Genomic DNA, 13,924 nt, shown 5'->3' with positions numbered 1-13,924 from the left:
GTCCCTACGGCCCTGCGTCCGTTCATCCATCCGCTCATTCAACCGTGGCCTCGGCCTGCGGTCGTCCGGGGGCCGCCCGCACCCGCCCGCCGATAGGGACCATCGGCCCGGCCCGGCCCCGGGCCGCCGTGACTAGTGGATGGTGAGGCGTCCCCGGCCCGCGAGCCGGAACAGCAGGACGAGGGAGGGGAGGACCGTGACCCCGGCGACGCAGGCCACGACGATCAGCACCTGCAACGTGGCCCGGGGGGAGGCGCCTTCGTCGAGTGTGAGATGGGTGCCCAGCAGATACGGGTACTGGGCGACCCCCCACCCGCACACCACCAGCGCCACGGCCGCCGCCGCCGTCTGCCGCAGCAGGATCCTGCGACGGGTGAGCAGCAGGACGATGCAGGCCACGCCGCACACCGCGGCCCCGACGACGAGCGGCAGCGCGACATGGCTGAGGTCGTGGAACAGCCGCTCGGCGTCGGAGCGCAGGACGAAGATGCCGGCCACGGACACCGCCCCGGCCGCGGCCGCCGCGGCGAGCCCCCGGTCGCGGAAGTACCGGGCCAGGGCGGTGTCGCCCGCGCGCCTCGCCTCCACGTGCAGGTACACGGCGGCGAGGTAGGCGCAGACCACGACGGCCAGGACGCCGCCCAGGTGGGACGTCGGGTGGTTCCAGCTCGTCAGCGCGTTGCCGTTGCCGCCCGTCGGCACCCGGCCGGAGGCGATGGCCCCGGCGATCGCCCCGAAGCTGTACGGCGTGAGGACGCTGGACAGCGCGAACACCGCCCCGTACAGCCGCTGTTCGGGTGTGCGCAGGGCGTTGTGCCGGAAGGCGAAGCCGGCCCCGCGCAGGACGATGCCGAGGGCGGCCAACACCAGCGGCAGATACAGCGTCGTGGTGATCGCGGTGAACGCGGTGGGGAAGCCGGACCACAGGATGACCAGGCAGTAGATCAGCCAGGTGTGGTTCGCCTCCCACACGGGTCCGATGGAGGCGTCGATCAGGTGCCGGGGGCGGCGGCCGCGGTCGGCGCCCCCGGCGGTGAGGTCCCAGAACCCGGCCCCGAAGTCGGCCCCGCCGAGCAGGGCGTAGGCGATCACGCCGACGAACAGGAGGATGGCGACGGTGTCCTGCATCTACTGCTCCCTCGGTCCCGGACGGGCGGCCGCGGGCTCGGGCGCCGGGCCGTAGGGGACGGTCACGTTGTCGTCGCCCTCCGCGCGCCAGCGCCGCCGCATGGAGCGCAGCACCCAGATCGCGGCGGCGCCGACCGCGCAGTACAGCGCCAGGACGCAGGCGAAGAGCGCCCAGATGTTGCCTTCGGTGGTCACCGCGTCGCGGGTCAGCAGCAGGCCGACGACGGTCCACGGTTGCCGTCCCACCTCGGTGACGACCCATCCGCTCTCCAGGCACACCACGGCGAGGGCGCCGCTGACGGCGGCGGCGCGCAGGAACCAGCGGTTCTCCGGGACGCGCCGGTGCCGGTACCAGAGCCAGGCGAACCACACAGCCAGCAGCATCAGCAGGCTGCCCGTGCCGACCATGACGTCGAAGGCGAGGTGGACGACGCTCACCGTGCGGTCGTCGGGCCGTACGTCGGCCGGGATCGCGTCGAGGCCCTTGATCGTGGTGGACGGTGAGAAGTCGGCCAGGATCGAGCCGAGGTCGGGGATCTGCCAGCCGTAGCGGACCTCGCCGTCGATCATGACGCCGCCCAGTGTCTCCGGTACGTGGTCGTCGGTGGTGGGCACCATCTCGATCGCGGCGAACTTGGCGGGTTCGTCGTTGAAGACGTCACGGGCGATCGTGTCGCCCACGAGCAGCTGGACCGGCATGAGGCAGGCGGCCGTGACGAAGCCGATGAGGAATCCGGTGCGGTGGTAGCGGTTGTCGCGCCCCCGCAGCAGACCGGCCGCGTACACGCCGCCGACGGTGAAGCCCGCCACGATGTACGCGGCCAGCAGCATGTGGATCGTCTCGCCCCAGAACGCGCCGTTGAAGAACACCTTGGCCGGCTCGACGTCGACGACCTTCCCGTCGCGCATCGTGATGCCGCCGGGCTGGTTCATCCAGCTGTTCGCGGCGACGACCGAGGCGGTGCCGCCGATCCCGGACAGTGACACCGGGACACCGGTCCAGAAGTGGGCCCACGGGGGCAGCCGGTTCCAGCCGTAGATGTAGATCGAGACGAAGATCGCCTCCAGGAAGAAGAACAGGCCCTCGATGGAGAACGGGAACCCGAAGGCGGAACCGTAGGTCCCCATCAAGCCGGGCCACAGGACGCCCAGTTCGAAGGTGAGGACGGTGCCGGTGACCGCGCCGACGGCGAACAGGACGGCGGCCGCCTTCGACCAGCGCCGCGCCAGGAGCAGGGCGGTGGAGTCGCCGTGCCGCAGCCCTCGGTAGTGGGCGATGAGCGTGAGGCTGGTCAGGGCGACGCCGAACGGCACCAGGATGATGTGGAAGCCCAGCGTGAAGGCCATCTGCTGGCGCGCGGGGAGTAATTGGGCGGGCTCGTCCGCAGCGGTGGCGAGACCGTGCAGGACCGCGTCGAGTGTGAGCATCGTGTCTTTTCGTCCGGACAGGCGGGTGCGCGGGGGAGGGGAGGGTGGTACTCAGGTGCGGATCCGCGTGGGCTCACCCTTCACCCCCATGACCGAAATATCACTTTTGGTACGTCGGTCATGCTAGGCCACGGCCCCGGCCCCGCCCCGGACGTACGCCCGCGTCACCGCCGGGCGGTGTCGGTCCGTGAGGCGACGTCACCCCGCCGCACGAGGTGGACCGTCACCCCGCCGCACGAGCCGGACCGTCACCGCGGCCGCGACGGCGATGACGCACCCCACGAAGATGAGCCCGGCGCTCCGCAGCCCGAGCGGGACGGAGAGGGCACCGATGCCGACCACCGGCAGTGAGATGCCGACGTAGGCGGTGACGAAGAGCGCGGAGATCGTCGCGCCCCGCTGCTCGGCGGGGGCGGCCCGCGCCACCGTGGCGACGGAGGCGCGGAACGACATGCCCTGCCCGACCCCGGCGACGACCGCGCCCGCGACCAGCAGCCCCAGGGACTCCGCCAGCAGGGAGCCGCCGATCAGGACGAGGCCGACGATCAGGATCGCGCAGCCCAGCGGCAGCGCGCGGCCGGGGCCGCCGCGGCTCAGGAGCTGCCCCGCGGTGGAGGCCAGGAAGACCGCCAGCACGATCGCGCCGGCCACGGCCAGGTTGTCGACGCCCAGGTACTGCGCGGCGAACGACGGGGCCGTGGCGGTGAACAGGCCCAGCACCGAGAATCCGGCGAAGGACGCAAGCGCGGCAGGCACGAAGACGGACCGCGTCGGCGGCGGCACCACCATGCCCTCGGGGCGCAGCGGCGGACGCGGGACCGGCGGGTGCACGGACTCGGGCAGTGCCGCCACCAGGACCATGGCGACGGCCAGCATCCCGAGGTGGACCAGGAAGGGCAGACTCAGCGGGTGGGGGGCGTACTCGGCGAGGATCCCGGCCAGCAGCGGGCCGCACCCCAGCCCGCCCATGTTCGCCGCGGTGGCCGCGAAGGCGGCGCGCGCCCGCTCGTCGGGGCGGGCCAGTTCGGTGACGGCCGCGGTGGCGGCGCCGCTGAGCAGCCCGGCCGCGAACCCCGAGAACACCCGGCCCGCGAACAGCAGGGGGAGACCGTCCTCGAAGAGGAAACAGAGCGCGGACAGGACCGACAGCACCAGCGCGGTGAAGATCACCGGCCGGCGGCCGATGATGTCGGAGAAGTTGCCGGCCAGCAGCAGTGCCACGATGACCCCGACGGCGTAGACCGCGAAGATCACCGTGATCATGAACTGCGAGAAGCCGATCTCCTCACGGTAGAGCCCGTACAGAGGTGTGGGCAGCGTGGTGCCGGCCATGCCCACGGCGAACACCACGGCCGCGACGACGTACCAGGGGAAATCCCGCTGCCTGGGTTGCGTCATTCCGCCCTTCCTGGGGTCGCCGGGGCGCGGCGGCCCCCGCGCACGGAGCCGGCTCGACGTGCTCAGCTCACCACAGGCGGCCATCGCACGCGGTGCGCCGCGCGCGCCGGCCGAGGGCGACCCGCCCGAGCGGGTGCCCGCGCACCCCGGGGTCCGATTCGCCAGGGCACGCAGGGTGAGCCCGCCCGCGCCCGGCACGGGGCGCCGCCTGATCTCCGTGACGATCACGGCCCGAGCGGTGGGCAGCCGGGCGACGCAGGCCTCCACCGTGGTGAACAATGCCGTCAGGACGGGAGGCTGACGGGGCCTCCGGTAGCCCGGGTGTGAGCCAGCTCACGGGAACTCCACCGCTCGAGCCGACAGTTCAGGTCGTGACCACAGAGAGACGAGCGCGGGTGCGCAACGGGGACCCGGATGCCTTCGCGGAACTGTTCGACGAGTGTGCCCGCGCGGTGTACAACCACGCCTTCCGCCTGACCGCCGACTGGGCGACGGCCGAGGACGTCATGGCGACGACGTTCATGGAGGCCTGGCGGCGCAGGGACACGGTCGATGCCGAAGGGGGCACGCTACGGCCGTGGTTGCTGGGCATCGCCACCAACGTGGCGCGCTCCCACCATCGCAGCGACCGCCGCTACCGCGCCGCCGCGAGCGCCGCCGCGGCCGCGATGAAGGACGTCGAGGACCACGCCGAGGCGATCGCCGGACGCGTGGACGACCGGCGCACGCTCCAGGCCACGCTGACCGCCCTCAGTCTGCTCAAGCGCCCGGAGCGCGAGGTGCTGACCCTGTGCCTGCACGAGGGGATGGCGTACGCCGAAGCGGCGCGCGTCCTGGACGTCCCCGTCGGGACCGTCCGCTCCCGCCTGTCCCGCGCCCGCGGCAAGCTGCGCCGCCTCACCGACGCGCAACTGCTCCGCGAACAACGGGAACCCACCCCCGCATACCGGCAGATACAGGATGACCGCGGCTACGCGGTCCGGTCCGCACAGGAAGGAAACCGATGAACGCCAGCCCCTCCCACCAGCCTCACCCGGCTGAGTGGACGGAGACGCAGAGCCTGCTGCCCTGTGTCGAGCGGGATCTGCCGGCGGGCCGCCACCAGTTCCACAAGGAGCAGTTGATGGCCCGGATCCACGAAGACCTGCGCACCACCACCCGCCCCGAGCCCCCGAAGCGCCGCCCCAACCCGTTCCTGCGCCGTACGGTCCTGCTGCCCGTGGCGGCCCTCGCGCTGGCCGGAGCGGTCGCGGGCGGCCTCGCCCTCAGCAGCGGCGCCCCGGACGCCGGCACGACCTCGCTGGCCACCGGCCCGGCCCTGACCACCACGGTCGGCGCCGCCGACGTCAAGGGTGCCCCCAGGCTCCTCGACCGGATCTCCCTGGCCGCGGCCGACACCTCCACGCAGACGCCGCGCGAGGGTCAGTACATCTACATCGAGTCGAAGGTGGCCAGCACCTACCCCCGCACCGTCGGCGACAGGACCACGGTGGTCAGCGAGGAACTGCACCCCCGTCAGGTGTGGAACTCCCTCGACGGCAAGGACGGCTGGCTGATCGAACCCGGTCAGACGGGCGACGAGGGCATCACCCTCGCCGGCAAGGTGGTGATGAGCGGCGCCTACGACGTCCTCGCCACGCTCCCGACCGACCCCGACGCGCTGCTGCGGCGCATCTACCGCGAGTCGGACGCCACCCGGGACCACGAGGTCCCGCGTGACCAGGCCGCGTTCGTCGCCATCGGGGACCTGCTGACCGAGAGCTACCCGCCCGCCGACGTCAGCGCGGCCCTCTACAAGGCGGCAGCCAGGATCCCCGGGGTCGTCGCGGTGGACGACGCGGTCGACGCCACGGGCCGGCACGGCGTCGCCATCGCGCGGGAGGACGACACCGGGGAGCGCACGGAGTGGATCTTCGACAAGAAGACGCTGCGTTTTCTCGGCGAACGCGTCGTCGTGGTCAAGGCCGTGGAGGACAGCCCGTTCAAGGTGGGCACCGTCGTGTTCACCAGCGCGATCACCCAGCGGGCCGTCGTCGACGCGAACAAGCAGGTCCCCGGAGGAGCGAGCTGACCGCAGCCGACGGCCACACTGGCCGCCGCCCTCCTTCACGGCGCGTCAGCACGCCTCCAACGCCGCCTGAAAGGCGTCCGCGGTCGGCGCGATGACGACCGCGCCGTCCTGGAAGGCGGCAGGCAGATGGCGGCGCTCCTCCTCACGAAAGATGAGGGCGCCGCCGTCCTGGGGCAGGATCACGGCCCCGAGGCCCAGGGCGAGCCGGGCGAGGAGACCACTGATCTCCCCGCGGGCGAAGTGGTTGGCCGTCACACACCTCAGCCCCTCCTCGTCCTCGGAGGCGTGGTAGAGGTCGGCCTCACCGCCGTCCTGCGCGCGCAGCTCGGAGATGCCGTCGTCGCGCCCCCCCGGCACGACGTACGGCTCCGTCATCCGCAGCAGGAGGTCGGTGTCCAGGGCGACGGGCTCGCCGTCCACGAAACGGAGCAGGAAGATGCTGTAACTCACGGCCTCACTGTGCCACCCGCTCAGCGCCAGCCGAGTTCCGGTGCCACGTGCGTGAGGATGCTCTCCAGCACGTGGGTGTTGTAGTCCACTCCCAGCTGGTTCGGGATCGTCAGCAGCAGGGTGTCGGCGGCCTGGATCGCCTCGTCTTCCTGGAGGAGCTTCACCAGTTCGTCCGGCTCGCCGGCGTACGACCGCCCGAAGATGGCCCGGGTCGTGTCGTCGATCATGCCGATCTGGTCCCGGGACTGCCGGTCCCGCCCGAAGTACGCCCGGTCGAGGTCGTTCGTGAGGGCGAAGATGCTGCGGCTGACCGACACCCGGGGCTCCCGTGTGTGGCCCGCCTTCCGGTACGCCTCCCGGTACGCCTCGATCTGCTTGCGCTGTTGGACGTGCAGCGGCTCGCCGGTCTCGTCGTCCTTCAGCGTCGAGCTCTGGAGGTTCATCCCGAGCTCACCGGCCCAGACGGCGGTCGCGTTCGACCCGGAGCCCCACCAGATCCGGTCGCGCAGCCCCTCGGAGTGCGGCTCGACGCGCAGCAGACCGGGCGGGTTGGGGAACATCGGCCGCGGGTTGGGCTCGGCGAACCCCTCGCCGTCGAGGACCTTCAGGAACTCCTCGGTGCGGCGGCGCGCCATGTCGGTGCCCGACTCGCCGGGAGCGGGTTCGTGTCCGAACAGCCGCCAGCCGTCGACGACCTGCTCCGGTGACCCCCGGCTGATGCCGAGCTGGAGCCGGCCGCCGGCGATGAGGTCCGCTGCGCCCGCGTCCTCCGCCATGTAGAGCGGATTCTCGTAGCGCATGTCGATGACGCCGGTGCCGATCTCGATCCTCGAGGTCCGCGCCCCGATCGCCGCGAGCAGCGGGAACGGGCTGGCCGCCTGCCGGGCGAAGTGATGCACCCGGAAGTACGCGCCGTCCACGCCGATCTCCTCGGCGGCGACCGCGAGGTCGATCGACTGGTGCAGCATGTCCGCGGCCGTCCGGGTCCGGGAGTACTCGCCGGGCGACCAGTGGCCGAAGGAGAGGAAGCCGATTCTCTTCACACTCTCCCCAGCGCCCCGACCTCCTCGTTGATTCCCGCCCCTGGTCAGCTCGGCAGCAGGGCCAGCGCCGCCCCCGCGTTGTGGTCCGCGATCCCGCGCATGACGGCGCGGTGCGGGAAGTCACCGTCGAGGAGGCGCAGCGGACCCGCCACGAGGGAGAGGTGCGTGGCGAGCGTGTACAGGTCGAGGCGTGCGGGATCGAGTCCGGGGCGGGAGAGGGCCGGATACCGTTCGCCGAAGCGCAGCCTCAGGAACACGTGCTCCCACTCGACGTCGAAGTACATCAGGCCCTCGATGTCGATGAGGACGGGCTGCCCGGCGGCGTCGACGAGGACATGGTCGGGCCCGAGCTCGCCGTGGACCAGGCCGTGTCCGGTGCGCGGAGCCACCCGCGCGGACAGCTCCCGCAGCCGGTCCCGCAGGGGGGCCGCGGCCGAACCGATCCGCGGGTCCCGGCCGGCCGCCTCGGCGAGATCGCCGAGGGCCCGCTCCAGCACCAGCTCCTGACACGACTCCCCGGGTGCCGTGTCGCCGCGTGCCAGCACGTCCACACGGCCGTACGCCGCGCTGCGCTGTCCGTGCATCACGTTCAGCATGGCGGCCAGCTCGCACATGGCCCCCGACGCCCGTGCCGGATCCGCCTCCAGCAGGGCTTCCAGCGTGCCACCGGCGACGTCCTCGACGACCGCCACGTCCGCCGGATACCGGGCTCGGCTGTCGTCGGTGAAGAGGACGGCCGGGACCCGGACGCCGAGACCGTCCAGCGTGCGCTGAGCGGCCAGGAACGGGACGAGGCCGGAGGCCGGGGCGAAGGGATCGGCCGCGTCCACGCCGTCCGCGGCGGGCCAGTAGTTCTCGGCCTCCGCCCAGCTGTAGACGATCACCCGCGCCGGCCGCGGCCCGTCCGTGTGGACGCGGTACACGCCCTTCTTGCTCCCGCCGCGCAAGCGCTCCACGCCGACGACCCGAGCCGCCGCCCCCAGCGCTTCCCGTACGACCTCCGACAGGGCTTCGTCCTCCGCGAATCGGCGCATCCGGCGACCCTACCGGGGCGGCTCGCAGGGTCAGGCCGCACCCGGGTGGGAGCCGAAGAACCCGGCCATCCGCTGGAGGCCGTCGGGGGCGAACATGGTCCGCAGGTTGTCGGCGGACTCGGCGGCGGCTGCCCGGCCGCGCGGGAAGAGGGTCTCCTCGTAGCGGGCGAGGGCGGTCTCCGTGTCGCCGGGGTGCGCGGCCAGGGCGAGAGCCAGTTCGGCGCCGTCCTGCAGGGCCAGATTGGCGCCCTCACCGGCGAACGGCGACATGAGGTGGGCGGCGTCGCCCAGCAGGGTCACCCCGGGGGTGCGGTCCCAGCGGTGCCCGACGGGCAGGGCGTGGATGTGGCGCGGCGTGACGGTCCGCGCCTCGGCGACCAGGCCGCGCAGGTCCTCGTGCCAGCCCTCGAGATGGGCGAGCACCGCCTTCTTCGCGAGGTCGAGATCGGTGAAGTCGACGGTGCCGAGCCAGTCCTCGTCCGCCTTGAGGGCCGTGTAGACGTGAAGGCTGCCGTCGGTCTCGCGGTGGGCGAGGATGCCGCGTTCGTCGCCGAGGCACATGAAGGAGCCACCACCGACGAGGGCCGCGCCGCGCGGGTGCCGGGTGTCGGCGTCGTACAGGTCCGTCTCGACGAAGGAGATGCCGGTGTAGGCGGGCCGGGCGGCGGAGAGGAGGGGGCGGACGCGTGACCAGGCGCCGTCCGCGCCGATCAGCAGTCCGGTGGTGACGGCAGAACCGTCGGCGAACCTGACCTCGTGGCGGCCGTCGCCGAGGGGACGCGCACCGGTCGCCTTGCGCCCCCACCGGATCATGCCGTCGGGCAGGGAGGCCAGCAGCAGGTCGCGCAGATCGCCGCGGTCGACCTCGGGGCGGCCTCCGGAGCCGTCGTCCGCGATGTCCACGAGGACGGTGCCGTCGGGCCCGGCCAGGCGCAGGGCCTGACCGCCGGGGTGGACGATCGCCCGGAACGCGTCGTACAGACCCGCCGCACGCAGGGCCTCCTGCCCGCTCTCCTCGTGGATGTCGAGCATGCCGCCCTGCGTCCGGGCCTCGGGCCCGTCCTCGAGGTCGAAGACGGCCGCCTCGATGCCGTGGGTGTGCAGGACGCGGGCGGCGACGAGACCGCCGAGACCGCCGCCGATGATCGCGATGGGGTGATGGGGGATGGTCATGTTCGCCTCCGGTGGGTGGTGGGTGCGGGCCTGGGGTGCGGGCCCGCATCCACCGTAACGAACATGTTCGTGACGAACAAGTTCGTTCATGGGTATGGGTCGGGACGATGACGGCGGCGGCGACGGTGGTCTCGGGACGCGGGAGGGGTCAGCCGGCGGACGAACCGGAGACGGGTGTGTGCGTGATGCCGTTGACGATCACGTCGAAGCCCCAGCGCAGCCGTTCCTGGGCGGTACCGCTGATCAGCTCGGGCATATGGGCGGCGATCGCCGGGTGCGTGTCCTCGCCGGCGCCGCGCAGGGCCGCGACGGCGGCGTTCCAGTCGTCCGCGGCCGCCGGGTCACGCTCCTGGGCGGAGTGCTCGGCAGCGGTGGCGGTCGCGTCCTGGAGCACCTTGTCCACGCCCCAGGCGACCTGCGCCCGGGAGGCCCCGCTGCGGGACAGCAGGTCCAGCACACGGTCGACCAGCCGCAGGTAGTTCTCGCCGCTGGGCCGGGCCACGAGTGCGGACCGGGCGAGCTGGGGGTGCGCGAACAGCACGAGGGTGTACGAGGTGACGACGGCCCGCAGCTGCTCCCGCCAGTCGTCCCCGGCGTCCGCGCCCGTCAGATCGACGTCGCCCAGGAGGGCGTCCAGCACGGCCGCGTGCAGCTCGGCGGTGTTGGCCACGTAGACGTAGAGCGAGGCCGCGCCGGTGTCCAGTTCCTGCGCCAGCCGGCGCATGGTGACCTTGTCCAGCCCTTCGGCCCGCATGAGCGCGACCGCCGTCTCGACGATCACCCGCCGGGACAGGGCGGGCTTGGCGGGACGCTCACGGCGGCTGACCGGCTCTCTTCTCGCAACCATGACGCCGATGCTAACGAACGTGTTCGTCCCGCACGCGCCGGCCGGCCCGCCGCACGGGGCGTGCGGCGGGCCGGCCGGCGGAGAGTGCGACTGTCAGCGCCGAAGGTCGTACCGGTCGAGGTTCATCACCTTGTCCCAGGCGGACGCGAAGTCACGGACGAACTTCGCGTCGGCGTCCCGGGCGGCGTAGACCTCGCTGACGGCGCGCAGCTGGGAGTCCGCGCCGAACACGAGATCGACGGCCGTGGCGGTCCACTTGACGTCGCCGGTGACACGGTCGCGGCCCTCGTACACGTTCTCGTCCGACGTGGACGTGGACCACTCCGTTCCCATGTCGAGGAGGTTGACGAAGAAGTCGGTGGTCAGTGCCCCGGGCCGGTCGGTGAGGACGCCGTGCCGGGCGCCCTTGAAGCCGGTGCCGAGGGCGCGCATGCCGCCGATCAGGACGGTCATCTCCGGAGCGGTGAGGGTGAGCAGGTTGGCACGGTCCAGCAGCAGCGTCTCCGGGGAGAGCTTCTCCCCGGACCGCAGGTAGTTGCGGAACCCGTCGGCCGCGGGCTCCAGGACGTCGAAGGTGCTCACGTCCGTCTGCTCCTGCGTGGCGTCCGTGCGCCCCGGCGCGAAGGGGACGGTGATCTCGTGCCCGGCGTCGGCCGCCGCCTTCTCGACGGCGGCGCAGCCGCCCAGGACGATGAGGTCGGCGAGGGAGATCCGCGTGCCGTCCGTCCGGGAGTTGTTGAAGTCCTGCTGGATCTGCTCGAGCCTGCGGATCGTCTCGGTGATCTCGGGGAGGTCGTTGAGCTCCCAGTCCTTCTGCGGGGCGAGCCGGATGCGCGCTCCGTTGGCGCCGCCGCGCTTGTCGGTGCCGCGGAAGCTGGCCGCCGAGGCCCAGGCGGTGGTCGCGAGCTGGGAGACGGTCAGGCCCGAGTCGAGGACCGTGCGCTTGAGGGCGGCGATGTCCGGCTCCCCGACCAGGTCGTGGTCGACGTCGGGCACCGGGTCCTGCCACAGCTGCGGCTCGGGGATCCACGGGCCGAGGTAGCGCGAGCGGGGGCCCATGTCACGGTGCAGCAGCTTGAACCACGCCTTGGCGAACGCGAGCGCGAACTCCTCCGGGTTCTCGTGGAAGCGCTTGGAGATCGGCCCGTAGACCGGGTCCAGCTTCAGCGCGAGGTCCGTCGTCAGCATGATGGGCGCGTGCCGCTTGGACGGGTCGTGGGCGTCGGGCACCTTGCCCCGGGCGTCCGGGTCGGTGGGCGTCCACTGGTGGGCGCCGGCCGGGCTGGTCGTGAGCTCCCAGTCGTAGCGGAAGAGGTTGTCGAAGAACCCGTTGTCCCACTTGGTCGGCTCGTACGTCCACGCCCCTTCGAGCCCGCTGGTGAGCGCGTCGGAACCCTTGCCGGTGCCGTACGTGTTCCGCCAGCCCAGGCCCTGCTGCTCGACGGGCGCGCCCTCCGGCTCCGGGCCGATGTAGCTCGGGTCGACCGCGCCGTGGCACTTGCCGAACGTGTGACCGCCCGCGATGAGCGCCACCGTCTCCTCGTCGTTCATCGCCATACGGCCGAACGTCTCCCGGATGTCCCGGGCGGCGGCCATCGGGTCGGGCGTGCCGTTGGGGCCCTCCGGGTTGACGTAGATGAGCCCCATCTGGACGGCGCCGAACGGGCCGGTGAGCTCGCGGTCACCGCTGTAGCGCTCGTCGCCGAGCCAGGTGTCCTCCGGGCCCCAGAAGATCTCCTCGGGCTCCCACAGGTCCTCCCGCCCGAAGGCGAACCCGTACGTCTTGAAGCCCATGGACTCCATGGCGCAGTTCCCGGCGAAGACCAGGAGGTCCGCCCAGGAGATCTTCTTCCCGTACTTCTGCTTGACCGGCCACAGCAGGCGGCGCGCCTTGTCCAGGCTCGCGTTGTCCGGCCAGCTGTTCAGCGGGGCGAACCGCTGCGCGCCGGTGCCGCCACCGCCCCGGCCGTCCGCGATCCGGTACGTCCCCGCCGAGTGCCAGCTCATCCGGATGAAGAGCGGACCGTAGTGCCCGTAGTCGGCAGGCCACCAGTCCTGCGACGTCGTCATCACCTCGAACACGTCCCGCTTCAGCGCCTCGACGTCGAGGGAAGCGAACTCCCTGGCGTAGTCGAAGTCGGGGTCCAGTGGGTTCGAACGCGACGAGTGCTGGTGGAGGACCTGGAGGTCCAGCTGGTTCGGCCACCAGTCCCGATTCGTCCGGGGCCGGGTGGCCGTCGGGGTGGGGGAGGGGATTGCCGGGTTCTCGCTCTCACTGCCGGGCATGTGCGCGTCCTGCTTCCTGGTGTCGTATCCCTTTTGCCGGATTCTTCTCCTGACGGTGGGTGCTTCGGCCGCACCGGGCAATCCGACACGCGCGCACGGGGTGCCATGGCGCCCACAGGAGGGAAATCCGGGCGCGCCGCCACCGCCCGCCGTGCGAGGGAGTGTGCGGCGGCGCGCGGCTACGACGGGGTGCCGTCGATCTGCTCGAGCAGCGTGGCGGCCTCGACCGTGCGTCGGTGATCCGGGCCGAAGGACGCCAGGCAGGCGTCGTGGGCGACCGCGACCCGGTGACGGGCGTCCGAGGTGCGTCCCAGCCCCAACAGGGCGTTGCCGAGGACCAGTTCGACGGCACCCGTGTCCGGGTGGCGGTGGCCCGCGGGCAGCGCGCGGTACAGCTCACCGGCGCTCTCGGCCACGGCGAGTGCCTCGTCGTGGCGTGCCTGGCCGTTGAGGCTCCGCGCAAGTCCGAGCCGCAGGACCAGGGCGGCCCGATCCTGTGCGGCATGGGCGGCCAGGGCCTCGCGGGCGTGCGTCTCGGCCTCCTTGTGGCGGCCCTGCGCGTTGAGCGCGAAGACCAGCCCGTTGCGGGCGGCCGATGCCAGGAAGGCCATCTCGGGGCCGGTACCGCGCCCCGCCGCCTCGGCGACCGCCGCGCACTCCGCCTCGGACTCGGCGTACCGGTCCAGCGACACCATCTGCTGGGCGCGGTCCGAGCGCAGTTTCAGGGTCAGGAAGTGATCGGCCCCGAACAGCCCCCTGAAGACGGGCAGTGCCTCGTCGTACGTGGCGACCGCGTCGGCGTGCCGGCCCTGGGCGCCCGTCGCGAGCGCGGCGATGTTCAGCGCCGCGGCCGTGTACTCGTCCTCGCCCGGCCGCGACCGGGCCACGGCGCGGGCCTCGGCCTCCGCCTCGGCGTAACGCCCTGCCTCGTACAGGGCTTTGGCCTCGGCGACCGGCGTTCCGTCCATGCCCTCGTCGTCACGTCGGCCGCGTCGGAAGAATCTCATGCCCGGAGCATACGCATCCCGCCCGGACCGCTCGGTGACGAGGCGAAAGGGGCGACGGA

The 13,924-nt window shown here is 72.4% G+C and carries 12 protein-coding genes; 2 read left to right on the top strand and 10 right to left on the bottom strand.

Going from position 1 to position 13,924, the window contains the following annotated elements:
* Positions 1–132: 132 nt before the first annotated feature.
* From ADL34_RS10680 to ADL34_RS10670, 3 genes are all read right to left on the bottom strand, one after another.
* Positions 133–1,128, bottom strand: a complete 996-nt coding sequence (locus tag ADL34_RS10680) for a cytochrome d ubiquinol oxidase subunit II (protein ID WP_062672498.1) — start codon at positions 1,126–1,128, stop codon at positions 133–135.
* Positions 1,129–2,556, bottom strand: a complete 1,428-nt coding sequence (locus tag ADL34_RS10675; RefSeq protein WP_062672500.1) for a cytochrome ubiquinol oxidase subunit I — start codon at positions 2,554–2,556, stop codon at positions 1,129–1,131.
* Between the two features lie 198 nt (positions 2,557–2,754).
* On the bottom strand, positions 2,755–3,954 hold the full coding sequence (locus tag ADL34_RS10670) for an MFS transporter (RefSeq protein WP_062672502.1): 1,200 nt from the start codon (positions 3,952–3,954) through the stop codon (positions 2,755–2,757).
* 371 nt (positions 3,955–4,325) lie between these two features.
* On the opposite strand from ADL34_RS10670, the gene ADL34_RS10665 reads away from it, so the two are divergent.
* Both ADL34_RS10665 and ADL34_RS10660 read left to right on the top strand, forming a co-directional pair.
* Entirely contained in the window at positions 4,326–4,961 is a 636-nt protein-coding gene (locus ADL34_RS10665) for an RNA polymerase sigma factor (RefSeq protein WP_062672504.1), read from the top strand.
* Positions 4,958–6,025 carry a CU044_5270 family protein gene (locus ADL34_RS10660; protein ID WP_062672506.1) on the top strand — a complete coding sequence of 356 codons (1,068 nt, stop codon included), beginning with the start codon at positions 4,958–4,960 and terminating at the stop codon, positions 6,023–6,025. The genes ADL34_RS10665 and ADL34_RS10660 overlap by 4 nt, the downstream gene beginning before the upstream one ends.
* A gap of 45 nt (positions 6,026–6,070) precedes the next feature.
* Here ADL34_RS10660 and ADL34_RS10655 read toward each other — a convergent pair whose 3' ends face one another.
* From ADL34_RS10655 to ADL34_RS10625, 7 genes are all read right to left on the bottom strand, one after another.
* Entirely contained in the window at positions 6,071–6,475 is a 405-nt protein-coding gene (locus tag ADL34_RS10655; protein ID WP_062672507.1) for a hypothetical protein, read from the bottom strand.
* Positions 6,476–6,495: 20 nt separating this feature from the next.
* Positions 6,496–7,518 carry an LLM class flavin-dependent oxidoreductase gene (locus ADL34_RS10650; protein WP_062672509.1) on the bottom strand — a complete coding sequence of 341 codons (1,023 nt, stop codon included), beginning with the start codon at positions 7,516–7,518 and terminating at the stop codon, positions 6,496–6,498.
* Between the two features lie 44 nt (positions 7,519–7,562).
* Positions 7,563–8,552, bottom strand: coding sequence for a phosphotransferase family protein (locus ADL34_RS10645; protein WP_062672511.1), 990 nt, complete (start codon positions 8,550–8,552; stop codon positions 7,563–7,565).
* A 30-nt stretch (positions 8,553–8,582) separates the two neighbouring features.
* The gene (locus ADL34_RS10640; RefSeq protein WP_062672513.1) at positions 8,583–9,725 is read right to left on the bottom strand and encodes an FAD-dependent oxidoreductase; all 1,143 of its coding nucleotides are present in this window, start codon (positions 9,723–9,725) and stop codon (positions 8,583–8,585) included.
* A 148-nt stretch (positions 9,726–9,873) separates the two neighbouring features.
* Positions 9,874–10,572: a TetR/AcrR family transcriptional regulator gene (locus ADL34_RS10635; RefSeq protein WP_062672515.1), complete on the bottom strand. Its 699-nt coding sequence runs from the start codon at positions 10,570–10,572 to the stop codon at positions 9,874–9,876.
* A 93-nt stretch (positions 10,573–10,665) separates the two neighbouring features.
* Entirely contained in the window at positions 10,666–12,858 is a 2,193-nt protein-coding gene (gene katG, locus ADL34_RS10630; RefSeq protein ID WP_062672517.1) for a catalase/peroxidase HPI, read from the bottom strand.
* A gap of 179 nt (positions 12,859–13,037) precedes the next feature.
* Positions 13,038–13,865 carry a tetratricopeptide repeat protein gene (locus ADL34_RS10625; protein ID WP_062672519.1) on the bottom strand — a complete coding sequence of 276 codons (828 nt, stop codon included), beginning with the start codon at positions 13,863–13,865 and terminating at the stop codon, positions 13,038–13,040.
* Positions 13,866–13,924 lie beyond the last annotated feature (59 nt).

This window comes from Streptomyces sp. NRRL WC-3605 (genome assembly GCF_001509795.1).
In the GTDB taxonomy this organism is placed as follows: domain Bacteria; phylum Actinomycetota; class Actinomycetes; order Streptomycetales; family Streptomycetaceae; genus Streptomyces; species Streptomyces viridochromogenes.
Note: the sequence above shows the minus strand (reverse complement) of the source record. Positions and strands in the feature narration are given on the sequence as shown.

Bases quoted from the DNA above. Each gene is read 5' to 3' on its own strand.
- ADL34_RS10680 (WP_062672498.1), bottom strand. From the start codon at position 1,128: ATGCAGGACACCGTCGCCATCCTCCTGTTCGTCGGCGTGATCGCCTAC.
- ADL34_RS10675 (WP_062672500.1), bottom strand. From the start codon at position 2,556: ATGCTCACACTCGACGCGGTCCTGCACGGTCTCGCCACCGCTGCGGAC.
- ADL34_RS10670 (WP_062672502.1), bottom strand. From the start codon at position 3,954: ATGACGCAACCCAGGCAGCGGGATTTCCCCTGGTACGTCGTCGCGGCC.
- ADL34_RS10660 (WP_062672506.1), top strand. From the start codon at position 4,958: ATGAACGCCAGCCCCTCCCACCAGCCTCACCCGGCTGAGTGGACGGAG.
- ADL34_RS10645 (WP_062672511.1), bottom strand. From the start codon at position 8,552: ATGCGCCGATTCGCGGAGGACGAAGCCCTGTCGGAGGTCGTACGGGAA.
- ADL34_RS10640 (WP_062672513.1), bottom strand. From the start codon at position 9,725: ATGACCATCCCCCATCACCCCATCGCGATCATCGGCGGCGGTCTCGGC.
- ADL34_RS10635 (WP_062672515.1), bottom strand. From the start codon at position 10,572: ATGGTTGCGAGAAGAGAGCCGGTCAGCCGCCGTGAGCGTCCCGCCAAG.
- katG (WP_062672517.1), bottom strand. From the start codon at position 12,858: ATGCCCGGCAGTGAGAGCGAGAACCCGGCAATCCCCTCCCCCACCCCG.
- ADL34_RS10625 (WP_062672519.1), bottom strand. From the start codon at position 13,865: ATGAGATTCTTCCGACGCGGCCGACGTGACGACGAGGGCATGGACGGA.